Annotated in this window: 11 protein-coding genes; 8 read left to right on the forward strand and 3 right to left on the reverse strand. The window is 39.5% G+C overall.

Features of this window, described 5'->3' with window-relative positions; genetic code table 11:
• Window positions 1-78 precede the first annotated feature (78 nt).
• Entirely contained in the window at window positions 79-636 is a 558-nt protein-coding gene (locus NK356_RS09570) for a TetR/AcrR family transcriptional regulator (protein WP_253316850.1), read from the forward strand.
• Window positions 636-1484, forward strand: a complete 849-nt coding sequence (locus NK356_RS09575; protein WP_253316851.1) for a sialate O-acetylesterase — start codon at window positions 636-638, stop codon at window positions 1482-1484. The genes NK356_RS09570 and NK356_RS09575 overlap by 1 nt, the downstream gene beginning before the upstream one ends.
• A gap of 37 nt (window positions 1485-1521) precedes the next feature.
• Here NK356_RS09575 and NK356_RS09580 read toward each other — a convergent pair whose 3' ends face one another.
• The 3 genes from NK356_RS09580 to NK356_RS09590 form a co-directional block, all read right to left on the reverse strand.
• Window positions 1522-2220, reverse strand: a complete 699-nt coding sequence (locus NK356_RS09580; RefSeq protein ID WP_253316852.1) for a DUF1826 domain-containing protein — start codon at window positions 2218-2220, stop codon at window positions 1522-1524.
• Between the two features lie 151 nt (window positions 2221-2371).
• Window positions 2372-4237, reverse strand: coding sequence for a T9SS type A sorting domain-containing protein (locus NK356_RS09585; protein ID WP_253316853.1), 1866 nt, complete (start codon window positions 4235-4237; stop codon window positions 2372-2374).
• 71 nt (window positions 4238-4308) lie between these two features.
• Window positions 4309-9177: a PKD domain-containing protein gene (locus NK356_RS09590; RefSeq protein WP_253316854.1), complete on the reverse strand. Its 4869-nt coding sequence runs from the start codon at window positions 9175-9177 to the stop codon at window positions 4309-4311.
• 529 nt (window positions 9178-9706) lie between these two features.
• On the opposite strand from NK356_RS09590, the gene glsA reads away from it, so the two are divergent.
• The 6 genes from glsA to NK356_RS09620 all read left to right on the forward strand — a co-directional run bounded on the left by glsA (window position 9707) and on the right by NK356_RS09620 (window position 26783).
• Window positions 9707-10720: a glutaminase A gene (gene glsA, locus NK356_RS09595; protein ID WP_253316855.1), complete on the forward strand. Its 1014-nt coding sequence runs from the start codon at window positions 9707-9709 to the stop codon at window positions 10718-10720.
• A gap of 1309 nt (window positions 10721-12029) precedes the next feature.
• The gene (locus tag NK356_RS09600; RefSeq protein WP_253316856.1) at window positions 12030-19055 is read left to right on the forward strand and encodes a type I polyketide synthase; all 7026 of its coding nucleotides are present in this window, start codon (window positions 12030-12032) and stop codon (window positions 19053-19055) included.
• A 19-nt stretch (window positions 19056-19074) separates the two neighbouring features.
• A complete protein-coding gene (locus tag NK356_RS09605) occupies window positions 19075-23328 on the forward strand; it encodes a type I polyketide synthase (protein WP_253316857.1) in 4254 nt (1417 codons plus the stop codon).
• Window positions 23316-23615 carry an acyl carrier protein gene (locus NK356_RS09610; RefSeq protein WP_034696900.1) on the forward strand — a complete coding sequence of 100 codons (300 nt, stop codon included), beginning with the start codon at window positions 23316-23318 and terminating at the stop codon, window positions 23613-23615. The genes NK356_RS09605 and NK356_RS09610 overlap by 13 nt, the downstream gene beginning before the upstream one ends.
• On the forward strand, window positions 23606-24388 hold the full coding sequence (locus NK356_RS09615) for an alpha/beta fold hydrolase (protein WP_253316858.1): 783 nt from the start codon (window positions 23606-23608) through the stop codon (window positions 24386-24388). The genes NK356_RS09610 and NK356_RS09615 overlap by 10 nt, the downstream gene beginning before the upstream one ends.
• Complete coding sequence (locus NK356_RS09620) at window positions 24381-26783, forward strand: glycosyltransferase (protein ID WP_253316859.1); 2403 nt, start codon at window positions 24381-24383, stop codon at window positions 26781-26783. The genes NK356_RS09615 and NK356_RS09620 overlap by 8 nt, the downstream gene beginning before the upstream one ends.
• The last annotated feature ends 3 nt before the right edge of the window (window positions 26784-26786 follow it).

Below are 26786 nucleotides of genomic sequence, written 5' to 3' on the forward strand. Positions count from 1 at the left end.
GTTTCTATTTATTCCTATTCTTAAAATAAATGTCTCAAAATTGAGACATTTATCGTAAATTTGAGCTAATTAAAAATAATGAATACCCAACAAAAAATTATCGATACAGCTATAGCGGTCTTCAATGAGAATTTTTCGGCAACATTTGAAGAGATTGCAGTACACTGTAGCCTCAACCGCAGAACATTGCACCGGTATTTTAAAAACCGGAACGAATTACTGGAAGCCTGTAATCAAAATATGATGGAAGCGTGGGAAGAAGCTGCCATTAAAGCCTGTAACAGTTCCTCTGATCCTTTGGTACAGCTTGAAAATTTATTATATGCGGGAATTGACAGCGGAACAAAGTATGCTTTTTTAATAAAGCTCAACGAAATTGAACCTACCTACAAAACTGAAACCAGTAAGGAATATTTAAAAGCAAGAACCGACTTATTCGATGCCTTGCAAAAACTGCAGAAAGAACAGTTAATAGATAGTCAGTTGCCTCTACCCTGGATAAAAATTCTTTTCACCAATAGTATCACAGCAACCATCACAGCGTACAGATCCGGAGATATTGCGCCTAATGAAATAAAGAAACTGGCCTGGAAATCATTCAGCAGAAGCATTGGCCTACAATTAAATAAACAATAATGACACATTCTTTTTTAATGATAGGTCAATCCAATATGGCCGGGCGTGGTTACGCTAAAGAAGTCCCTCCTATTTTTGATGAACATATTAAAATGCAGAGAAACGGATTATGGCAGATTATGGCTGAACCGATTAATTATGACCGTCCCAGTTCAGGTGTAGGGCTCGCATCATCATTTGCAGCTTCCTGGAGATTGGATAATAAGCAGGATGAAATCGGATTGATTCCCTGTGCTGACGGAGGAACCAGCCTGGATGACTGGGCTGTAGGCGGTGCACTCTTTGAAAATGCTGTATCACAAGCCAGACTTGCCCAGCGAACAAGTGAAATTAAAGGAATTTTATGGCATCAGGGTGAAAGCGACTGTTCTCCTCAAAAGGCAGAAAAATACCAGGAAAAGTTCTCTGAAATTATTAATGCTTTGCGTCAGAAACTCAATATTCCTGAAGTTCCTCTCATCATTGGAGGTTTGGGAGATTTTTTACCCAAAGGAATATTGGGGCAGTATTTTATCCATTATTCCTTGGTTAATCGTGAATTGAAACATTTTGCCCAATCTCATGAAAACTGTTATTTTGTTACAGCAAAAGATCTTGACTCCAATCCTGACGGCATTCACTTCAATGCTCATTCACAGAGATTACTTGGAATCAGATATTATCAGGCTTATCGTGATCTTAAGGATATTTTCAACCCTATCGCTGATGAAGAAAATACATTGAATACAATCTATAACCGTCCTTATACGAGGACAGAAAAAATTAAACTACTGGAACACGAGTTTGCGATCGGGAATATTGAAAGTAAAGATTACTTAAACAAAATAACCGCATTAAGTCAAGAGTAAAAGAATGCTTCAAGTTGATTTTTATTCAAAAAAATCATCAGCAAATTAAAAGTAAACGATATTCCCCGTCATTTTCTACAGGCGCTCTGTGAACACAAGGTAAAGCTTCCTGATCAGGATGATCTACAGCGATTCTCCAAAGATGACCAACTCCTAAATTGACAGGTTCTGCATTGGACTTAGGCTGATAATGGAGATCAAAGAAATACTCTTTCAGGAAGTCTTCAAATTCGTCCTCATTACCGTCATGCAATTTTTTAAGTTGCTCACGGATTTCAGGAATTAAAATTTTCTGTTCCACCTGATCATTAGCTATGATATCACTTGCCGTCCCATGATAAGTGCATAGAAAAGTGTCTGTCCCTACAGGTGAACGGTCCACATGATAGGAATATACATCTGTTGAAATAAAACCGAGCTCTTCATCACGTTCATAACATTTAAGCAAATTAAGAACCGGAGATGCTCCAAAATCTGTCAATAACTGCAAGTCATTTAAAATAATTTCTCTCGCCATACTTCCCTCTTCTGATAATTCCAATGCTAAAAGATCTTCACCGGAAACTTCTGTAATATCATCTTTCAACTGAAGCTTTGTCACGATTTCTTTAAAGTCACCCATCAGATTTCTATGCCAGCAAATGGCATTCATAGCGCCTTGAAAACGGGTATTCACAAGTTCAGAAAAAGAAGAAACCACACCTACTTGATGATGGTCAGAAAACGTATTGCTCATAGGTTGAAATGAAAAGTTTTACTGCTTAATTCTGTGCAAAAATACGGAATAGGTTATTCAATTCCATCAGAAGACAACGATAAAAAAACAGCATCCTCTTTTGGAGAACACTGTTTTATATATAAGGTTATTAATTTTCAGTTTTGTTTTTTTACTTCTTCAATATTTTTTCTGTTACTGTTGAAGATTTTGTTTTAAGTTTAATGTAATATACTCCTGTCTGAAGCGAAGATAATACGATCTGTTCCTGCATCATATTCAAATTTCCCTGCTTGACCAGTTGTCCTGTTGCTCCAAAAATTTCATAAGAAACCAAAGGCTCTTTACTTTTGATCGTTAATACATCCTGAACCGGATTAGGATATAATTGCATTCCTGCCTGAGCAGCCGTTTCTTCTACTGACATCTGACTGCACGCTGATTTAGCAAATTTTGTAAAAAAAGACTGAGATTTTCCTCCCGCTACATTAACCGCCATTGTATTGACGTTATCATTGGTGTCTGTAAATAATTGATCATGAAAAAAACCTCCCACTACATAGTTGCCATCGTTATCTGCAGCAACCGCCGTAAATTCATCTATAACATAATAGTTACTGCGGATTTCTCCTGTTCCCAAGACTTCTCCGGTATCTTTGTTAAGTCTCACCAATAAAGGATCTGATCGATCTCCATCAGGACGTACCATTGCATAGCTTCCCCAGACATCAGACCAGCTTCCTTTAGCAAAGGCTATTTCATTTCCATTTATAGCAATTGTTCCTTTGGTAAAACGATAACCAAACTGAAGACCAGACATTGCTTCCGGAGTTCTTGCCCATTGTACTGTACCTGAAGCATTCATCTTCATCACAAACGGAACGGCTTCCACATAACTTCTCAGAGGAAATGTATAAGTTCCGAAAGTTGCAGGCACTGTTATTCCGTTAAAATAACGTCCAGAAATATAAATGTCTGAAGTTGCCGGATCTTTTATAATAGAATGAATTTCATCATCAGTACTTGTTGTACCATTATTAAGTTCTTTTCTCCATACCTCAGCTCCGGTAGTACCATCAAAAGCAAATACATAAGCCGCTTTCGTAAATGGAACATTATTATAGGAAAGATCAACCAGATTACTGAATCCCGGATCCATCCTTTTACCAGCAATATAATAACGATTCAAACTTTCATCATATACTACATTCACTTTTCCCTCTCTTCCTACAATATTTATTGCACCTCCTGTAACAGGAAGAAGCAAAGGAGTCGCTGGTGTCATATTCCCATTATCATAATTGAATTTAACGGCATAATACTGATAAGTTGATGTAAAGGTTGAAGGCACCGTAATCATTCCATTTAAGTGTGTTCCTGCTCTGAATCCCATTATAGCGTGAATATTTTTAGATGCATCCATATACATCATCTGAACATCGCACATTCGCGTGGAATAACTAACATCTCCCTGTAAAGATTTGCTCCATGCCAATGTACCGTCTGAAGTATTATATTTTAGGAGAAAAGCAGCTTTATGGGCTGGTTCTATCGTTTGGTCATAATAGGTATACAAAGGCTGTGTATGAGTATCATCAAAGTGCATAGGAACAGCATTAGGATCTCCTACATATGAATTGTTATAAAGGGTTGCCAACACGTATAATCCTCCGTTATTATCTACTTTAATATGCCATGCATTTTCTCCATCTCCTGAACCACCTATTGGCCTGGTCCATCTTATATTTCCTGCACAGTCTGCAGAGAACAGAAAAAGATCACTCAGACCGTAATTGGTTACAGAAGCTCCATTCAGGTTTTGATCCTGTTCACGCATCGTGGCAAGATAATAGGTATTATTGTTATTATCCACTACAATATCCCTTATAGATTCATCAAATACATAATGAAACCCCGGATCAGCAGAACCTGTTAATCCTCCTGCCTGTTTTCCCCATTGCCATTGGTAGGCCTGGCTAAAAGATAATCCTGGTACTATCAGAAGTAATCCCCAAAGTTTGTTTTTTAATCGTATCATAAAAATTCATTTAATTATCACATCCTATAAAAAAACAGTGCTCTCCGAAGAGAACACTGCTTTATAAGCTACTAATTTTTAATTAGTTTTCCTTGTAATGAGGTGTCTCCCGTTTGTACGATAACAATATAAACACCCTGCAGCCAGCTGGTAACATCCACGTCTGCCTCTCCGGAAGCCGTTTTCAGTTCCTTACGGAATTTGACATTGCCCATGGCGTCAAAAACTGTAACCTGTTTTGCCAGTAATTTTTCATTGCCCGTATTATACGAGATTTTCACTTTTTCCTTAGCAGGATTTGGGATCATTTTCAGAGAAGAAACTGAAGTCGCTATTACACTTCTTTCTGCACTTTTCATACCCATCCAGTTTGGATCTACCGCTTTGGTAGTAAACTTACATGTTTCATTAGAGAATAAAATCTCATCTGTACCCTGGAAGCCTGAGTTTGGATAGAATGCCAATGGATTAGCGTTCATATCATACACTCCACCAGCAGGAATCGTAATAATAGATGGAAGATAAATTCCAAATCCATTAAGACTTGAAACGGTAAGACTTATCGGCTGGCTTCCGGTATTGAAGATTACTCCATACACATTATAATGGTCACCAACCCATTTCATATTTTTGATATCTGCTTCCAGTTTACATTCTGTTTCGAATCCACATTCTTTACCTGGATAGTAATTCATGGTTCCGGAAGTAAACTGACATCCCAGATGATCGATTTGCAGCTGATAGGTTCCTGCAACATTAATATACAGCGGATAGATATAATTATTGTTTCCGCTCTGAATACTGTTTCCGAACAACAGCCAATCATGATGATCGAAGACTCCTTTTGGTCCTAAAACATAATTCTTTCTAAGACATTCATCATAGCATCCTGTTGGGAATACCCACATCAGACTTTCAAGGCTTAATGGAACCTGTGTATTACCTACAACTTTACATCCACTTGGTGCCGTGTAAATAACCTGATAAGCACCGCCTTCATTCACTGTAATAGACTGGCCAGTCATTCCGTTGCTCCAGTTATAAACTCCTGCAGACGGTCCAGATGCTGTTAACATCACCTGATAAGGCTGGCAGTTTACCATATTATAGGTTACTGAAATCGGTGCCGGTGGACTATTTACAGTAACTGTAAAGCTTTTGCTGCTTGTACATCCTGAGGTACCCGGAGTTCTTACTTCCAGCGTATACACATAAGTACCGGCAGATAATGGCCCTGTACTTATAGCAATAGGATAAGGAGAAGAAGCCCATGGTACAATCACAGAATTTCCTTTTTTCCACTGATATTCCAATGTGTTATCCGTTACAATACCTGTAAGTACTGTTGAAGATCCTTCGCAGATATTCGCTGTTCCCGATATGTTAACATATGGAGGATTTTTAAGCGTTACCGGTATTGCTTTAGTACTCATAATACTTGTTGTACATCCGTCTGATGATACCAGCACAGGCCAGTAGTTACCAGATTGTGTTGGTGTGAATACAGGAGAATTTGGTGCTCCTGAAACAGGTTGAGAACCATTCATCCAGATATACTGAGTAGGAGACCCTAGTGTACTGCTGAATATAATATTAGGAGCACTTCCTATACAAGCAACAAGTGTAGGAGGCGCCAAATCTCCATCGAGAGTGGCCTCTTTTACATCAACACCAATTACAGGAGAAAGATATTCACATCCCATAGGAGTTTTAATTTTCAACTGAATTGTTTTTGTTCCTGCTGTATTATACGTTATTGTAGCACCTGATCCTGTCGTAACATAAGATGTACCATCAAAAATCCATGTGTAGGTATTTCCGGGAACATAATTTATTGGACTGAACGTTATAGGCGAACGTGCACATAACCAGGCAGGAACCAAGAAAGAGGTATCAGGGATCGGAGCTAATGTAATAGTCTGCGTAGTGGTACATATTGGCTTCCCTGGTGCAGATACCGTCATTGTAAAGGTATAAGTCCCTGGCGCCAGATTATAAGTAGCTGACTGCCCTGTTTGGGTAGGCTGTCCCGGTGAAGTGAATGTGTAAGTAATAGACGCCGGATTGATTTCAAATATTGTAGAAGTATTGAAAAGTGTTACACTGTAACCATTTCCACTACATACTGTACTGATATTGAATTTAGGCTCATAATTCTTTCTCACTTCTACCCCTTTGCTGTACCAGCATGATCCGTATCTCAGACGTACAAAAACAAGATGTGCTCCTGCAAGATTAGTCTGATATACCGGTGAAGCAGTTCCCTGACCGGAAACCAAAGTAAGCATAGGATCTGACAACCATTGGATTTCATCCGGAGTTCCATTGTATGTTAAACCAGAAACCGTAATATTGTTACAAGCAGACCATGCCGGAACAAAGTTAATCTGAGGATTTGCTGTACAACTTCCACTGCTCGGACAAGACTGAGTCACATTAATATTCTGTGAAGAAACCACACAACCGTTAATATCTACAGCCTGTACTCTATACGTTCCAAAAGCACCTGCCCCTGAAATCGTAAACGAGTTTGTAGTTGCACCTGGTATAATACCATTATCTTTATACCACTGCCAGGACATGATATTGGTAAGTCCTGTAGAGCTGTTAGCCGTAATAGTATACGGTGTCATTGTGGTAGGATCACAAACTGCAATATTATATACCGGAGAAACTGTAATAATGGTTTCAGGATATACAATAAAGTTAGCACTTGCAGTAGGCCTATAGTTACATCCGTTAGTACCTGCATAAGTTACAGTAACTGTGTGTGAAACATTGTTTCCTGAATTATTCTGGATATATCCGTTATTCGGGAAGCTGTAAATTCCAGTCGGATTAAAGGCTGTCGTAAACGTTCCGCCAGCAAAAGTGAAAGTAACACTTGTGGCTGAAGTAATAGTTCCCTGATTTACTGTAAAAGTAAGATTTGATCCTAAACAAATTCCACCAACATTGGTAAAGCTTACTACCGGAAGCGTTATTAAAGATACCGGCATAGTGATGATTTTCGTCACTCCACATTTTACTACTTTCAAGATCAGATTGGTAGTATTTGTTGAAGAAATTTCATTGAAGTTTACCGTAATATTAGCTGTACCTTGTCCTCCTACTACACTTCCAAAGTTTGAACTGGCAAATGACCATTCCATAAAATCAGGAACAATACCGTTCAGGTTTGCACTGAAAGTTTGAGTACTACTCGGACAGAAAGGTCCTGAGTTTGGATTAATAACAATTGTGCTAAGATCCAGCTTCGTTACATTGAATGATTTTGGAGCTGAAAGACATGCTGCACTGCTGATCGATTTATTCTGTGCAGACACTGTATATGATGAAGCACCAGCATTAAATATCACCGTAACAGATTGCCCTGCGTTACTTCCCTGAATAGTTCCGTTGGTAACACTCCAAACCGGCACCATTCCAGGATCCACTGTACTGATGGTGTAAACATAAGGTTTTCCTGGACACACTTTTGTGTCTCCGGAAATGGTTCCGTTAGGTGCCTGTGGAATTGGTAATACCTTAATAATTCTTCCATTACTTTCACAACCTCCACCTTGCTTGGTAGCCGTCACAGTATATGTTCCTGCTGTTGCAAAGGTGTAGTTGAATATTCCCGTCATTGGCAGGGAAGTATAGGTAGATGTCCCCGTTGTTACTTTCCAGATAACCGGCACGTTAGGAGAAGCTGTAAATCCCTGGCTTGTTCCAGCACAGATTTCATCCACACCTCCGCTTACCAATACAGGAGCCTCTACTACGATATCTATAGAAGCCTGTCCTTCACATGTCAGTAAAGTATTGAAATAATTGGCTGTAAGGTGATAAGTCCCTGGCTGATTTGCGGAGAAAACAATTTCGTTTCTCTGTTGAGTATTCGTCAGCAGGCCTCCCGCAGGACCAGAAACATTCCAGTTAACTTTGGTTGTTGGCCACTGAGGAATTGAATAGGTATACTGTCTGCCAGTACATATCACTTCCTGTCCTTTAATTTTTGCATTTTTTAAAACGACAGGAATTTTAATTGTCGTCCACTCAGGACAAGCACATTCTGACATATACATTACATATCCAAAGCCGTCAGACGGATCTACCTGATCCCAAACCACTTCAATTTCGTTACCGTTAATGTTGACAATTGACCCTCCGATAACTTTCCATTGTCCTTTGTTGCATCCATCCTGTACATTGTATTTTTCAGTACTGCCTTCACATACTACGGAAGCACAGTTGATCTGTACAGGGTCAGCTTTTAATACCTTGATCTGTTTTTTAATTCTATCCTGACAGCCGCACTTGTTGGTTACCGTCAGACTGATCGTATAATTTCCGGGATTAGCATACAAATGAGACGGCTCAAAAGCGGTAGAAGTTGTACCATCGCCAAATTCCCAGAAGTAGTTAATGATATCCGATCCACCGTTCTGTTCAGAAAGATTATCAAAATAGATCGTCGTATTTCTACATACTGTATCTGTCAGGTTTAACATTTCGAATTTAGCAATCGGTCTGTTAATCTTTTCGATACAAATGGTCTGGGTTTCCACAGTTCCGTCATTGTAGGTGATAACCGCCTGTAAAGATCCGTTCCCCGCTGCTCCCCAGCTTACATTCGCTATGGTATTCGCAGGTCCTGAAATGGCTGCAGTACCTCCTGAAACCGTCCATTGGACATTGGAAACATTCGGTCCCTGAATCTCGTATTTTACAGTTGATTTCTCACATACCCGGAGACATTGGGATGAATTGATGTAGGAATAAGCGATTCCGTTGTCAGGGATCTGACCTTCTTTTTCGCCACGGAATTCCTGGCATCCGACCTGAGCGGTCCATGTAATTCGAGCTTGAGCTTGTAGTACCCAGGGTACCAGAAGCCAACATAGCAGGAGCCATCTGAAGATGTGCTGCCTACCAAAATAGGTGTTGTTTTTCATAGTTATTAAAAAAGTGTTATTAATTTTTTGTCAAATTAATAAAAATAATAATACAAAAATCATTTAATCGTGAAAAAATAACATTATTTCACAGTTGAATTTCAACAATATAGATAAATTCATACTTATATGTTATTTCACCAACATATTAATTATATAAAAAAATCCTCTTTTTTTTAATTTCGGGATCACAAAGCCATTTTAAATCAAATAAAATCCTAAATTTTTAATCAATAAACCCCAAAATCAATAGACAAAATTCAATTAAGTTTATTTTTTACTAAGCAATATCAATTTATATTAAAATTAATCATATTCAAAACAGATATAATAACTAGCTTTTTATCTATCTCTTAATTCTTAAAAAACCTATGTGTATTTCACCAACTCAATCTTCACCTGTAAGCTTTTCCTATCCATACCTATATCAATATCAGTAAGAATAATCATTAGAATTGCCGACAAGATTAAAATAATTTATCTTTGTTTTTCAAGGCTTATCATAAATATTATATTCAATAACTCCTATATGAGAAACAAAAATTTTTTATTTTCCGCTAAAGGAATCTGTACTGCAGCGTTTCTTTCCTTAAATACAATTGTTTATGCACAGAAGGCGGCAGATATCTCAACACTTTCAGAAAAAACATTAAACACCATTCTGGAAAAAAACAGAGCTTATTATACTCAGGGAAAAGTAGCAGATTACATTCCTGAACTAGGGAAAATGGATGCTAAAGCAATTGCCTTTTCAGTGGTTGATAAAAATGGGAAAGTATTCAATACCGGTGATGTAAGTAAGAAATTTACCATGCAAAGCATTTCCAAAATCATATCCTTAATGGTAGCTGTAAATGAAAAAGGAGAAACTCATATTTTTGATAAAATGGGATACTTTGGATCAGACAAACCCTTCAACCATTTCTCAAACCTTGAAACCACAGGAAAACCGCTTAATCCAATGATGAATGCCGGAGCTATCCTTACCACTTCACTGATCTCAGGAGATGGGGAAAAACCATTCCTTAAAATCCTGGATATGGTGAGATACATTACCAAAAACCCATCAATAGAATATAATAAGTCTGTTTACGAATCGGAAAAGTCAACAGGACACCGTAACCGTGGAATGTTTTACATCATGAAAAACAGTGGACTGATTTCAGGAAATGAAGACCAGCTGGACAACTATTTCAAACAATGCTCTATTGAACTTACTGCTGAAGATCTCGCAAAAATAGGATACTTCTTTGCCAACCAGTGCGTGAGATTTGACGGAGATACCACCTATAAAAACGCAGATATAGCAAAATTAGTAGAATCACAGATGCTTACTGCCGGAATGTATGAATTCAGTGGGGAATATTCCAGAACTGTTGGTTTGCCTAGTAAATCTGGTGTAGGAGGAGGAATTACAGTAAGTGTTCCGGGAAAAATAGGAATCGGGGTATTCAGCCCTGCTCTAGATCAACACGGAAATTCTCTGGCCGGATATCATATGATTTTAGATCTGGCGAAGCAGTATGGATTAAGTATATTTTAACACTATTAAAGATTCAAGAACAATGAATTCAATAAAAGAATATTAATCTCCATTAATTCTTTTAAAACAGACTAACAACAAAAATCAAACAACATAAATCCGTTGAAATATTTCATTTCAACGGATTTTTTTATTTTCCAAACTTCACCTTTTCAACAATTTAACATCTACATAATTATATCTTACCGCCTACACTTAAGTAGTATTATTATATTATCTCAACGGCTTATATCTACAGGATATTTTTTTAAAACATGGTTGAATAATATACTTTTACAAAAAGAAAATTCATCTTTATAATTCTCACACCAGGATAAAATACAAACACATGATAAAAATTAAACCAACACTTACATGGTTATTTCCTTTATTAAGAATTACTTCTATTACCACTCAGGCAAATGACAGCTAACTTTAAATAGAAGTTTAAATATTTTTTTACGATTCACCGAAGACTATCTTTTTCTTTATTTTGAAGAAGAGGAAAAAGTCATAAATCTCATTTCATTTTTTTTATTAACATTACTGTTTTATGAATTTCGAAATAATATTAATTTATTCTTAAAAATACCTATCTGTTTATTTATCAAAAAGATAGAAAAAATTCACAAATAATTCAAATTAAATCACAATATATTGATTAATTTTGTTTAAATTCGCTTTGCTATTTTATCAGATTGATAAAGGTAATTCTTACATTTTAGAACCTTATTCATTGTATATTATCTTTTTGTAACATACCTAAAAACAAATCTCTTGTTTTTGAAATATTTTATTTTTTATTCCTATATTTGCTTAACATTTTTTTAACTATAACTATTTATAGTTAAAATTTATAAGATTGTACCGGCCATATTTCTAAGAATAAGGAAACAATAAATATACTTTAATAGCATTTGAACAATTGATATTTTTATATTAAAAAATCATTATCAAATAACATTTATAATTGAAGATATACTATTGTTTTATTATTTTTATTTCCTCATAACATCAAATTGTTATTTATACGAATAACATTAGTGTTTTGCTATGAGATATCATTAACTCTTTCTATACCGTAAATGCTATGAAAAACTTGACCAAAATCAGGCTGATGTCCTTTGAAAAGCCGGATATAATTACTACAACCCAAAATCTATCCAAAACCGATAGATTATTAAACAATTATCACAAAACAACACATATTGTTAACGATTTAACAAAAACAATTTTTACTATATCGTAGCAAAAAGTAATGGTCTTATCGAAAGACCTTGCATTCTGTTATGAAACTCTTGCTATCATTCAATAATTCAATTAACACGCCATGAAAAAATTAACCATTATTGGACTGACGCCTTTTGAAAAGCCGGACGTTACTCTTATATCCCGATTGCACCAGGCGGGTGCATTCCCCGTACTAAGTTTAGGAAATGAGCTAACGAAAGCCCAGGAAGCGTTACATCAACTTGACGAGATAGACGTACCATCGTATGGTATTTATTTTTCTAATGACAATTTCACCACTCTACAGATTCCGGAAAAAGTAAGATTTGCAATCCTTCCGTTCGGAATGTCTAAACCATTCAATGTACCTGCTATTTATCAGGTAACCAGTTTGGAAGAGGCCAGACAGGCTGAAGAATCAGGAGCACAAGGAATCATTATCAAAGGAAATGAAGCGGGTGGATTAGTAGGCTATGAATCCACGTTTGTATTATTCCAGCGTGTGATCAAAGAAATCCAGAGCATTCCGGTGTGGGTACAGGGAGGAATAGGTCTCCATACCGCCGCTGCCTCAAAAGCTTTGGGAGCAACAGGAATTGTTCTGGACAGCCAGCTTGCTCTGTTCCCGGAAAGTTCGGTTCCTCAGGATCTGAAAGAAGTATGCTCAAAACTGAATGGTACAGAAACCAAGGTGATCGCTAACCATCGTGTATTGGTAAGACCCAACTCACCTGCTTTACCTGAAAATGCAACCGCTGAAGATCTGAAACAATACTTTACTGGTTTCGACCTTAGCACATGCTATATCCCTATGGGACAAGACATTTCGTTAGCCACAGATCTGTATGAAGACTTCAAAACGCTGAAAAAACTTATTTTCGGTCTCAAAGAAGCCATGTATGGACACCTGAAACAGGCCAAAGCACTTAAAGTAATTGATAAAAACAACGCTTTAGCCAAGGAATTGGGATTACAATATCCTATCGCTCAGGGACCAATGACCCGTGTGAGTGATGTACCTTCTTTTGCTAATGCAGTAGCAGATGCCGGAGCATTACCATTTGTTGCCCTATCTTTATTGAAAGGAGAATCTGCAAAATCTCTGGTAATGGATACCAAAAAACTGGCTGGTGAAAAAACATGGGGTGTCGGAATTTTAGGATTTGCACCACAGGAATTAAGAGATGAACAGACATCATATATATTAGAAGCAAAACCTCCAGTGGTTTTGATAGCCGGAGGAAGACCTGCACAGGCTAAAGTATTTGAAAAAGCAGGAATAAAATCATTTTTACACGTTCCTTCCCCTGCCCTTCTGGATATTTTCCTGAAAGAAGGAGCTAAAAACTTCATTTTTGAAGGACGTGAGTGTGGAGGTCACGTAGGGCCTCTGTCCAGTACCGTTCTTTGGGAAAAACAAATTGAACGTATTTTAAAAGAAGATCATCCTGAAAACATCAGTGTCTTTTTTGCTGGAGGAATTCATAACGCCTTTTCAACTGCATTTGTTTCCATCATGGCTGCACCATTGGCTGCAAGAGGAGTGAAAATCGGGGTATTGATGGGTACAGCATATCTGTATACCCACGAAGCAGTAGAAACCGGAGCTATTCAGGAAGAATTCCAGTCTCAGGCAATGCAGGCGAAGGATACCGTTTTACTGGAAACAGCTCCCGGACATGAAACCCGTTGCTTAAATACAGCTTTTGCCCACCATTTCAATACAGAAAAAACAAAACTTTTGGCTGCCGGAATGGATAAAAAACAGGTATGGGAACAACTTGAAAAATTAAATGTAGGCCGTTTACGTATTGCGGCTAAAGGTATAGAACGTCAGGGTGATAAATTGGTTAATATTCCTAAAGATGATCAACTGGACTTAGGAATGTATATGATCGGACAGGTTGCTACGATGCATAACCGCGTGATCTCATTAGCCGCCCTTCATCAGAGTGTGGTAGATAATTACGAACATATTCAGGATGCAGCATTGCCGGAAGAACCGGTTTCTGTAGAAAAACCTCTGGACATCGCTATTGTAGGAATGGAATGTATTTTCCCGGGTGCTAAAAATCTTGATGAATACTGGAGAAATATCATTTTAGGAAAAGACAGTGTTACCGAAGTACCGGATGAAAGATGGAATAAAGAACTTTATTACAAACCGGATTCCAACGAATCGGATGTATCTCATTCAAAATGGGGAGGATTTATTCCTAAAATTGATTTCGACCCATTGGCATTTGGGATTCCGCCACAATCACTTGCTGCCATTGAACCTACGCAACTTTTAACCTTATTGGTTGCTAAACGTGCAATGGAAGATGCTGGATATGGTGAAAAACACATCAACAGAGAAAACATTTCTGTTATTATAGGTGCTGAAGGAGGTAATGACCTTGCCAACAGCTATAGTTTCAGAGGATATTATAAGCAGGTTTTCGGAGAACTTCATGAAGAAGTAAAAGAAGCCTTCCCACATACTACTGAAGATTCTTTCCCAGGTATTCTGGCGAATGTAATTGCAGGTAGAATTACGAACAGATTAGACCTTGGCGGTAGAAACTTTACCGTTGATGCAGCATGTGCTTCTTCTTTAGCAGCCATTGATCTGGCTTGTCAGGAACTTGTCTTAGGAAAATCTGATATGGTTCTTGCGGGAGGAGCAGATTTACATAATGGAATTAATGATTATCTGATGTTCTCCAGCACGCATGCCTTATCCAGAAAAGGGAGATGTGCCACATTCGATGGTGATGCAGACGGTATTGCCCTAGGAGAAGGTATTGCCATCCTTGTGTTAAAAAGATACGAAGATGCTGTACGCGATGGTGACAGAATTTATTCAGTAATCAAAGGAGTTGGAGGATCCAGTGACGGTAAAGCGTTAGGCTTAACTGCTCCTAGAAAAATAGGTCAGGTAAGAGCATTAGAACGTGCTTATTCTCAAGCAGGGATAAGTCCTGCTTCTGTAGGCCTTGTAGAAGCGCACGGTACCGGAACGGTAGTAGGTGACAAAACTGAATTAAGTGCACTGACTAATTTATTCAGCCGCTCAGGAGCTTTACCTGGACAGACGCATTTAGGTTCTGTGAAAACACAGATCGGACATACCAAGTGTGCAGCTGGATTAGCTGGATTAATCAAAGCTTCGCTTGCTGTATATCACGGAGTAAAGCCACCTACGCTTCACCTTCAGCAGCCTAATGCGTATTATAATGCAGAAACCAGTCCATTTGCATTCCACGCAGAAAGTGGATTATGGGGAGAGAAGAACCGTTATGCAGGAATCAGTGCATTTGGATTTGGAGGAACAAATTTCCATACCGTTATTGCGAATCATCCAAAACACGATAATTCAATCGCCATGCAGTCGTGGCCTTCAGAATTGTTTGTTTTCCGTGGAGATACGTATGACGAAGCCAAAGGAGAATCAAGCAAGATTAAAGCTTTATTAGAAATTAATGATGGAATTCCATTAAAAGATATTGCTTACAGTTTAAGCATCAGCTCAGAAAAGCCAATTCAGTTCAGCATTGTAGCAGACACCGCTGAAGACCTGATGATGAAGCTCGAGCTAGTACTGCTAGGGATTGAGACAAAAGACACTTTTACGGTTAATAAAAAAGAAGGTAAAGTAGCGTTCACCTTCCCGGGACAAGGCAGCCAGAGAATCAATATGGCTCGTGACTTATTTGTAGTTTTCCCGGCTATGCGTAAGATTATTGATGAGTATCCTGAACTTGAAAAAGTAGTTTTCCCATCGAAAACGTTTAATGAAGCTGATTTAAAACAACAGAAAGAAACCATTAAAGACACCCGTTTAGCACAACCGCTTCTAGGAATTGTAGATCTTGCCTTAGCAAAATTCTTAGAATCATTAGGTATTATCCCTGATATGCTTGCAGGTCACAGCTATGGTGAAATACCGGCTTTATGTTTTGCAGGAGTATTTGGAGAGGATAAACTGGTTGACTTAAGTGTTCAGAGAGCGCAGTCTATTTTAAATTCAGTAGAAGGCGGAGATCCGGGTTCAATGCTGGCAGCAAGTGCCACTGCGGAACGTTTAAAGCCTATTATTGATAAAGTAGAAGGATGCTATCCTGTAAACTTCAATGCTCCTACACAATGTGTAATTGCAGGAAGTACAGAGGCTATCAATAAATTACTGGAAGTGCTTAAACAGGAAGGTATTTCTGCTAAAAAACTGGAGGTTGCCTGCGCATTCCACAGCCCATTATTAGCGAAATCCAAAGGTTTGTATGCTGAAGTCTTAAAAGACGTTCCTTTCCAGGAAATGCAGATTCCTGTGTGGTCTAATACTACAGCAGAAGTATATCCTTCAAATCCATCAGAAATAAAAGAAAGACTTACTGATCATCTTGTACATCCTGTGAGATTTGTAGAACAGCTTCAAGCCATGTACAATGATGGTGCAAGAATCTTCATCGAAGTAGGGCCAGGAAAAGTTCTTACCGGATTAACCAAGTCTTGTCTGGAAAAAGATCAGCTTACACTATATGTTGAAGACAACAGCCGTAATAAATTCAGTCACCTGCTTTGCATGCTGGCACAATATTTAGGAACTGGCAGAAGCTTTAACATTGATAAACTTTTTGACGGCAGAAGCGTTACGATCATTGATCTTAACCAACCTGAGCTTTACAAGAAAAGCCCTGCAATCTGGCGTGTTAACGGGCAGACTGCCCACCCAACCACCGGTAATCTGCCATCTAATGGTGCATTACCACTTATAAACCCTATTCCCATGAACAATTTTACGAATAACCCACAGGCACCCGCAACGGAAGCTCAGTCTACTGCTGAACGCATGTTGCAGGAATATTTGAACAGCATGAAATTAATGATACAGGCACAGCGTGATGTGATGCTTTCCTTTATGGGACAGAATCCTCAGGCGTTCCCTGCTCCTGTATACCATTCACCTGCACCAGCTGCTGCACACCAACCTATATCTACCATTCCGGTTCAGCCTGTTCAGCAGGAAAGACCTGTAGCTGTAGCTCCCGTAAAACAAGCTCCTTCAAGAGATATTAAATCCTTATTACTACAGGTAGTAAGTGACAAAACAGGATATCCTCAGGAAATGCTGGGTATGGAAATGGACCTGGAAGCGGATTTAAGTATTGATTCTATTAAAAGAGTAGAAATCATCGGAACACTTCGTAACGAACTGGGAACTCTGGGTAACGGAAATACCAGTGAAGATACTGTTATGGAACAGCTTGCAGGAATAAAAACATTAAGCGGATTAGTTTCATGGCTTACTGAATTTTCAGGAACTGAATCAACTGCTGCTCCTGAGAAAAACGGATCAGCCACTGAACCAACAAGTTCAAAACCACAAGCTCAGCCGGCATTCTCTCTTGAAGACCTTCAAAATGCAATCCTGAATATCGTTAGTGAAAAAACAGGATATCCAAAAGAAATGTTGGGTCTTGATCTTGATCTGGAAGCAGATTTAAGCATAGATTCCATCAAACGTATGGAAATCATCGGTGATCTTAAAACTAAGATCGGATTTGGTCAAAACCTTGAACAGGCGGATGATGTCATGGAAAAACTGGCTGCTATTAAAACCCTTCGCGGTCTGGCAAGCTGGATCAGCGAAATGAATGGGGAGACCAGCGAAACTGCTCAGGAAGCACAAGAAACGAACACCGCAGAGCCAGCTCAAAATGTACTTTCACGTCTTCGTTTTGACATCACTCCTACTGATGCCTCTTTAGTACAAAATACAGAAGTATTACAGGGAAAACGCTTTGCCATTACACAAGATGACAGCCAGCAAACCTCAGCCATCAAAGATGCATTAGAAAAACATGGTGCCATCATAGAATTAGTAGATACAGACAAAGATCTTTCGACTATTGATGGATTAATTATGCTGGATTTATTCTCAGCAGCTGACAAACCAAGCATCATCGATCACGTAGATCTGATCAAAAAACTTGATTTTGATAAAGCAAAATGGGTCTATTTGATCTCTGATATTCCTGCGCACCTTCAGGAAATTACAGATGCCAGCATATTACGCCATCATCAGGGATATCCGGGCCTTTTCAAAAGTCTGGCAAGAGAATTTGATAATACAACCTGCAGACTGATCAGCCTGAGTACTCCTCAGGAAGTAGATCAGATTGCTGAAATTGCTTTAAAAGAGATCCTTACCAACGATAAACCTGCTGAAGTTATTTATAAAAATGATCAGAGACACAAAGTAAACATCATCCCTTCTCCATTGTCAACAAGCTTGAATGAAGCTCATATCCAGTTAGATCAGAAATCTGTGGTATTGGTATTGGGAGGCGCACAGGGAATCACTGCCGAGTTGGTAAAACATATGTCTCAGGCCTATCCTTGTACTTATATTCTGGTAGGAAGATCTGCTGATCCAAGAAAAGAGATTTCTGCGAAAGACTTCGAAGGCATGAAAACCAAAGAAGAAATCAGAGGTTTCTTAATCAAGTCAGGTCAATTCACTTCTCCGGCAGAAATAGAAAAAGAAACGACGAAGATTTTCAAAAACAATCAGATCCTGCGCACGATCCGTGATATGGAAGCCCTTGGAAATACCATCATTTACCAATCACTGGATCTTTGCGACGAACAAGGTTTAAGCAATCTGATCAGCAGTATCTATGAAAAATACAACCGCCTGGATGGAGTAATCCACGGAGCAGGTCTTTTAGAGGATAAATTATTCAAACAAAAGACGACAAGCTCTTTCGGACGTGTATTTGATACCAAAGTGAAACCGCTTCGTGTATTGGCAGAACAGCTTCGTTCAGACTGTCAGTTTGTAGTATTATTCTCAAGTATTGCTTCCGTATACGGTAACAAAGGCCAGACAGATTATGCTGCAGCCAACAGTGTACTGGATGATTACGCGAATGCTTTAAATAAAAGATTAAAAGGAAAAGTAATCTCTATCAACTGGGGACCATGGAAAGGTGCCGGAATGGTTTCTTCCACCCTTGAATCTGAGTACGAACGCAGAGGTATTTCCATGATTCCATTGGATGAAGGAAAAGAAATCTTCCTTAACGAGATTAAATACGGAACGGAAAGCCAGGTGCTGATCATGTCAGGAAATAATTGGTAAAACGCTGCATAAATTCAATATGAAAAAAACAGATGTTGCTGTAATTGGTCTATCCTGTGTCTTTCCCGGGGCACAGGATGCCAACACTTTTTGGCAGAATATTGTCAATAAAGTTGATTCTACCGAGCTCGCTCCGGCAGATCGGATAGATCCTGTTCATTTCAGTGATGCCACAAGTCCCGTTGACCGTTTTTACTGTCAGCGTGGAGGATTTATCCCTGATTACACTTTCGATCCTACCGCGTTTGGTATTCTGCCATTAGCCGTTGAAGGAACGGAACCTGACCATTTGCTTACCCTTGATCTGGTACAGAAAGCACTGGAAGATGCAGGCGTATTTCAGAAAAATATTTCCCTTGAAAAAACAGGGATCATTATCGGCAAAGGAAACTACACCGGACCAGGAGCTACCCGAGCGATTGAAATTGTAAGAACCGGAGAACAGATTTCTTCATTATTACAAGAGTTGTTGCCTCAGGTTTCTTCTGCAGATATTGAAAAAGTAAAACACGCTTTTCAACAACGTAAAGGACGTTTTGCAGCCGATACCGCCATGGGATTAATTCCCAATCTTGTTGCTTCTCTTGTTGCTAACCGCTTCAATTTAGGAGGCGCTGCATTTACAGTAGATGCCGCTTGTGCCTCTGCTTTGATTGCTGTAGATCATGCTGTACAGGAACTTCAGAGAGGTCGTTCCGATATCATGATCGCAGGAGGCGTACACACAGGGCAGAACGCTGCTTTCTGGAGTATTTTTGCCCAGCTGGGAGCTATGTCCCGCCAACAACAGATCAAGCCGTTCAGTATGGATGCAGATGGTCTGTTAATTGGGGAAGGTTGTGGTTTTGTAGTCTTAAAAAGACTGGAAGATGCCGTTCGTGATCAGGATAAAATCTATGCCGTGATCAAAGGTGTAGGCGTAAGCAGCGATGGCACCGGAACCAGCGTGATGAGCCCATCCGTAAAAGGTCAGTTAAAGGCTTTAGAACAGGCGTGGATCAACGCAGATTTAGATAAAAATAAAGTGGGATATCTTGAGGCTCATGGCACAGGAACACCCCTTGGAGATAAAACAGAACTTCAGACCTTAGCTCAGTTCTTCGGAAAAGAAGAAACAGCTCAGGCTGCGGGTATCGGATCTGTAAAGTCTAATATCGGGCATGCTATGCCAGCAGCAGGAATTGCAGGATTAATTAAAACTTGTCTTGCCTTACATCATGATACTTTACCACCAACCTTATATTGCGAAAATCCAACTTCGGAGATGCAGAATACAAGGTTTGAGCCTGTACAGGAAGCCAAAAACTGGTCAAAAACAGGACTGCCAAAAGTAGCTGCAGTGAATGCCTTCGGATTTGGAGGAATCAATGCTCACGTTGTTCTTGAAGGCTATGATATGCCGAAAAAAGATCAGGTATTGATCTTGGCAAGACCTACCCATGAAGCATTGCTTTCAGCATTACAAAATAATGAAACAGCAATTGGTGAAGGAGATTTCAGGGTTGCTATATTCGATCCAACGCCTGCAAGACTGGAAAAAGCTATTAAAATTGTTTCCAAAAATATCACATGGAAAAACAAACAGGATATCTGGTACACTTCTACCCCATTATTAAAAGATGGTGGTAAAGTAGCCTTTGTATTTCCTGGATTAGATGGTCTGGCAAAAGGTGAGGTAGAAACGGTAAGCCGTTATTTCGGATTATCAGCGCCTATAGAAACAGAAGGTGAAGGACTTTTAACCGATGCTTTAAACATTTTCAACAACTGCAGTATCCTTGATAATTCACTGAAAAAACTGGGAATTATTCCGGATATGAACGCAGGACACAGCTTAGGAGAATGGCTGGCAGGTTATTCATCCGAACTGGCAGAAGCGAATTCTGTAAAAGCTTTAATTGATGTACTGAATCCTGAAACTTTTGAATTAAAAGATTCGAAATTCATCGCTATAGGAGCCGGAATTGAGGTGATAAAACCTTTTATTACAGAGATTTCAAACCTTTATGTTTCCAACGACAACTGCCCTAATCAGGTGATTCTTTGCGGAAGCAATGCAGCGCTGGATGAATTGGTTCCTTTATTAAAAGCAAAACAGATCTTCCATCAGGTATTGCCGTTCCAGTCCGGATTCCACTCTCCTTTTATCGCGGATAAACTGGATGTGATCCTTGCGGGAATGGAAAAAGCACAGTTCCAGCAGACGAAAATTCCATTGTGGTCTGCTACCACATTAGAACCTTATCCTGCAGATCAGGCAGCGATCAGAAAACTCAGTGCCGAGCATTTGGTAGAACCTGTTCGTTTCCGTGAACTGACAGACAAATTATATGAAGAAGGTGCCAGAGTCTTCATTCAAGTCGGAACTGGCGGTCTGATTGGATTTATTGATGATACTTTGAAAGGAAAAGCTTTCAGTACCATCGCTTCCAGCGTTCCTACCCGTTCAGCATTAGCTCAGTTACAGCGTGTAGTCGCTTCTTTATTTGTAGAAGGGAAAATAATTGCTCTTGACTTTTTAGAAATTCAGAATCATTCGAAAAGAGCTTCTGGAAAAGGCATTAAATTGGAATTAGGTTCACCTATTGTACGTAATTTTAAAGAAGTAAAAGCGTTAGCTCAATCTTTTGACACGCCAAAACAATATACAGCGACAGCTTCAGCTATTGCCACAAAAAGTGGTCATCCACTGGTACAGGCATTCCAGGATAACGTTGCCGATATGATCCGTATGCAGGAAGAAGTATTGACTTTATTCCAGAATCGTCCGGAAATCACCATCCAAAGACCTGCACCTGTAGCTCCGGCAGCTCCACAACCCGTAAGAAGTACAACCTTCACAAAAGATCTGTACGTAACACTGGAAAGTCATCCTTACCTGATCGATCACAGTTTATTGAGACAGCCAAAAGGATGGGCTCATGTAGCAGATATGGAACCGGTCATTCCGATGACGATGATCTTTGAACAGCTTGCAGAAATTGCAGAAGCGGAAATCCCAGGAACACTGGTTCATAAAATCATGAATGTAAGCGTATTCCAATGGATGAACGTCGCCAAACCTTTCGAAAAAACCGTAAAAGGAGAATGGCGTTCAACTAATCACGCTTATCTCGATATTGAAAACTTTGCCAACGCAGAAGTAATCTTAAAATCTGCTCCTGTTCCAACTCCTGATTTCAATCTTTCCATCGGTAATCTTTTACCTATCGAAAGAACACCTGAAGAAATCTATGACATGCACATGTTCCATGGAGATAAATATCAGGGAATTACCGAAGTTTCAGCTGTAGGTGACAAAGGAATTATCGGAAAAATAAAAGGAAACGGTGGTAAAGGTTCTTTGCTTGATAATGCAGGACAGCTATTCGGGCTTTGGCTTCAGCTTACGTTGGTGAAAGACCGTATTGCATTCCCTGTAAAAATCAGAGATATTGAATTCTTCGGAGATATGCATGATCAGGAAGGTATTTTTGAATGCACCTGTATGCTGACCGAGCTTAATGATGAATTCGCCATCGCCGATATCATCCTGAAAAAAGACGGAAAAGTATGGTGTGCCATTACTGGCTGGCAAAACAGAAGACTGGAAATTGATGCCGCTTTATGGAATGTTTCCATGTCACCGCTCCACAACCGCCTTTCTGAAGAGATTGCTCCTGAAGTTTTCTTTTTCCACCAGGCCTATACAAGAGTCGCTTCCTGGGATTTTATCCTGAAAAGATATTTCAACCAAACGGAAAAACAGCATCATCAGCAATTGTTACCTAACAAAAAGAAAAACTGGATGGTAAGCCGTGTAGCGGTGAAAGATGCTGTCAGAAATCTTCTTCGTCAGGAAAAAAATCATGCCTGCTTCCCGATCACGTTTGAAATCCGTTCCGATGAAGTGGGGAAACCTTACCTCATCAGTGATTTTACAGAGGATATCCATATTTCTTTAGCTCACAAAGGAAAAGAAGCCGTTGGGATTGCGAGATATGGAAAATCTGTAGGAATCGATATGGAACTGATGGAAGAACGCAGTTCAGGATTCTACGACATGGTATTTACCGACAAAGAATTAACCCTATTAAAAGACAGAGATCAGGCAGAATGGACCACCCGTTTCTGGGTAGCCAAGGAAGCTTACGGAAAGTTCCTGGGAACAGGACTCAAAGGAAATCCTAAAGCCTTCGAAGTCGAGCTTATAAAAGATGATCACTTGTGGATCAACAACATTGAAATCAAAACTATTAAACATAAAAATTATATTATCGGATGGACACTGTAAACGCAACATTAAAAATGAACCACGAAGAACTTTTTACTTTATTAAAAGGTTTTATTACTGAAGTGATAGGTGCTGAATTTGTAGAAGAGATGGATATTACTCCTGAAAGTTCATTCACCAGAGATCTTGAAATGGACAGCATTGAGATTGTCTCTTTCTCTGAAAAGATCAAAGCGCATTTTGGCGATCAGATCGACTTTACAGGTTGGTTATCATCTATGGATCTTGACCAGCTGATTAATCTTGACCTTAGTATGATCATCAATTATATCTACGAATGCCAATAATCACTGTCAATAACAGACAAGTTCATATACAGGAACTCAACAAAGGAGCCGAACAAACCGTGGTACTCATCCACGGTATGTTCAGTAACCTGTCCATTTATTATTTTAATATTGCCCCGGTGCTGGCCAAGCATTTCCATGTGGTGATGTACGATCTGAAAAGCCACGGTATGAGTGAACGCTTTTTGGATGGCTACGATCTTGACAACATGTCATCCGATTTAATAGGTTTAATAGATCACCTTCAACTGGAAAAAGTACACCTTGTAGGCTATAGCTTCGGAGGACTTATTGCGCTGAAGACAGCTTTAGAATATCCTGACCGCGTGAATCAGCTTGTAGTGACGGAAGCTCCGGATCCTCAGGACGAAAAAGCCCGTAACATCATTGATGAATACAGCAAAGAATTTCTTGAGCACTATGTAGCCAACTTTACAGACACCACCAAAGTACAGATGGGTAAAAGACAAATGGAGAAGAACCATCGTATGTATGAATTTCTGTTTAATCAGACCAGCATTAAAGCAGATATGATTAAGGAAAAACATTTCCTGGGTGAAACCGACTTCAATAAACTGACGGCTTCTACTCTATTGCTTTATGGCGCTGATTCCAACTGCAGACCTACCGGTGAGTGGCTGCAATCTCAAATCAGCCAGTCTGAACTTGAATTAATTCCGGGCGATCACAATATTCCTATTCAGGAACCACAGCTCATTGCTGAAACGATCGCTCAATTTTTATCTAAAATTTTAACACAAAACCATGGCTAAATTTGCATTTATAGTTCCACCATTGACAGGACATGTCAATCCTACCTTAAGCATCGGTGCTACTCTTTTGGAAAGAGGACATGAAGTAGCCTGGATCAGCCTTGACCCTACTTTAGAGGCTAAACTTCCCGAAGGAGGAAAATTATTACTGATCCAATATGATCAGACCGACGAAGAAAAGAAAGAAAGTGAACAATATCTCGATATTATCTCCAAAAAAGTAGTGTATGGTATAGACAGCGTTAAGTTCCTGTACGAAGAGGTTCTTATCCCGTTGAACAGACATTGCTATAATGGTATTGTTTCTTTATTAAAAATAGAGCAGCCCGATTTGATTATCGGGGATCATCAGTTATTTGCAGCTCCGGTTGCAGCCAAAACTCTTGGCATTCCTTACACCACTTCCGTTACCGCTCCGGCAGCCATCAAAATCATGAATGAGCTTCCAAAAGTACACGAATGGGAAGTGAATCAAATTATCGACCTGCAGAAAGAACTCGGTTTCCAGGAAGAACGTTCTCTTGCGACTTCAGATTTGCTGACACTTGTTCTTACTTCCAGTTATTTCTTTGGTGAAATGGATGATCTGCCGTCTCAATACCAATTCACAGGTCCGGTTCTTACAGAAAGACGTGTTTCATGTGAATTCGACTGGGAGAAATTAAAAAGCAAAGACAATAAAAAGATCCTGGTAAGTATCGGTACTACCTTCGATCACGATCATAAAAAAGCATTTTTCCAAAAGGTAATCGATGCTTTTAAAGATGAAGATTTAACCGTTGTAGTCGTTTCTGATCCACAGCTTTTCGAGCAATGGCCTGACAACTTTATGATATATCAACAGGTTCCTCAGCTGGATCTGCTGCCTCATCTGGATGGTGTAGTTTGCCATGGTGGCCATAATACCGTTTCTGAAACATTATCCAACGGTATTCCTTTGGTTGTGATTCCGATTGCCTATGATCAATCGCATGTTGCAGGACGTGTGGTGCGTACAGAAGCAGGTGAGCGTCTTAATTTTAACAGATTTAAAGCCAATCACCTGAGAGAAGCTGTACAACAGATTTTAAATACTCCGAGCTACCGCGAAGCAGCCCAGAAAGTAGGACAGTCTTTTGTGGAAGCAGGAGGTGCAGCTACAGCAGCTAATCTATTGGAACAAGCTATCTCAAAGGCTTCAAAACCTGAAAAACCATCTAAATTTTTATTCGTTGTCCCTCCGTTTTTCGGACATGTAAGCCCTACTTTAAGCGTGGGAGCAAGTCTGATTGCCCGCGGACATGAAGTAAAATGGTTCGGAATTACCCCTTTAGACAGCAAACATATTCCTGAAGGAGGCTCTTATTTCTATCCTGAAGAAGATCTTATTCCGTATCAGGAGGAAATTGCCCGTATTTTAAAAAGACAGGATGACGGACCCGCATGCTCCGGACCTGAAGTAATGAAACTGGCACTGGAAGAAACCTATGTTCCTTTCGCTAAAATGATGATGCCGGGATTAACCAGACTCACAGAAAGCTGGATGCCGGATGTTATCGTGAACGACTGTATCACTTTCGGAGGCGCTCTTTTCGCTCATAAACATCATATTCCTTGTGTAACAACAACGCCGGTTCCACCGGATGTGATGGGAGATACGGAAAAAAGTGCTCCAAAAATCTGGGAATGGCAGCAAAACCTCATCAAAGACCTTCAGAAAGAAGTAGGCATTCATGAGGAAGGTATTTACATCCATTCTCACAAACTGAATATGGTGTTTACATCTCAGGCTTTTGCTGGTTTTGAAACCGTTCCGCCTCATATGAAATTTGTAGGTCCGGTAAAAGGCCGTCCGAACGATGCTCCATTTGACTGGGATAAACTGAATGCTTCTACTACTCCAAAGATCTTTGTATCATTAGGAACGCTGTTGGTAGACATCAGAAAAGCTTTCTTTGAAAAGATCATCGCTGCATTTAAAGACCAACCCGTTACAGTGATTGCCGCTACTCCACCGGAAATTTTTGAAGAATGGCCGGACAATTTCATTGTGAACAGCTTTGTTCCTCAATCGGCAGTAATGCAGCAAATGGATATGGTAATTTGCCACGGTGGTTTCAATACCGTAAACGATACTTTCCGTAATGGTTTACCAATGTTAATCACACCCATCGCTTATGATCATTTCCACATCGCAAAACTGATTGAGCAGGCAGGCTGCGGAATCAGCATCCGATACAAAAGACTGCGTGTGGATGCTCTTCGTGAAACCGTTTTTGAATTATTGGAAAACCCTAAATACAGAACCGCCGCTCAGGAAGTCCGCAATACATTCACGCTTGCCGGAGGAAATGACAAAGCCGTAGAACTATTAGAAAATTTTGTACACGAACATTCAATATTAGCTTCAGTGTAGCCT

The sequence above is a fragment of the Chryseobacterium sp. S0630 genome (genome assembly GCF_024158915.1).
Classification (GTDB): Bacteria; Bacteroidota; Bacteroidia; order Flavobacteriales; family Weeksellaceae; genus Chryseobacterium.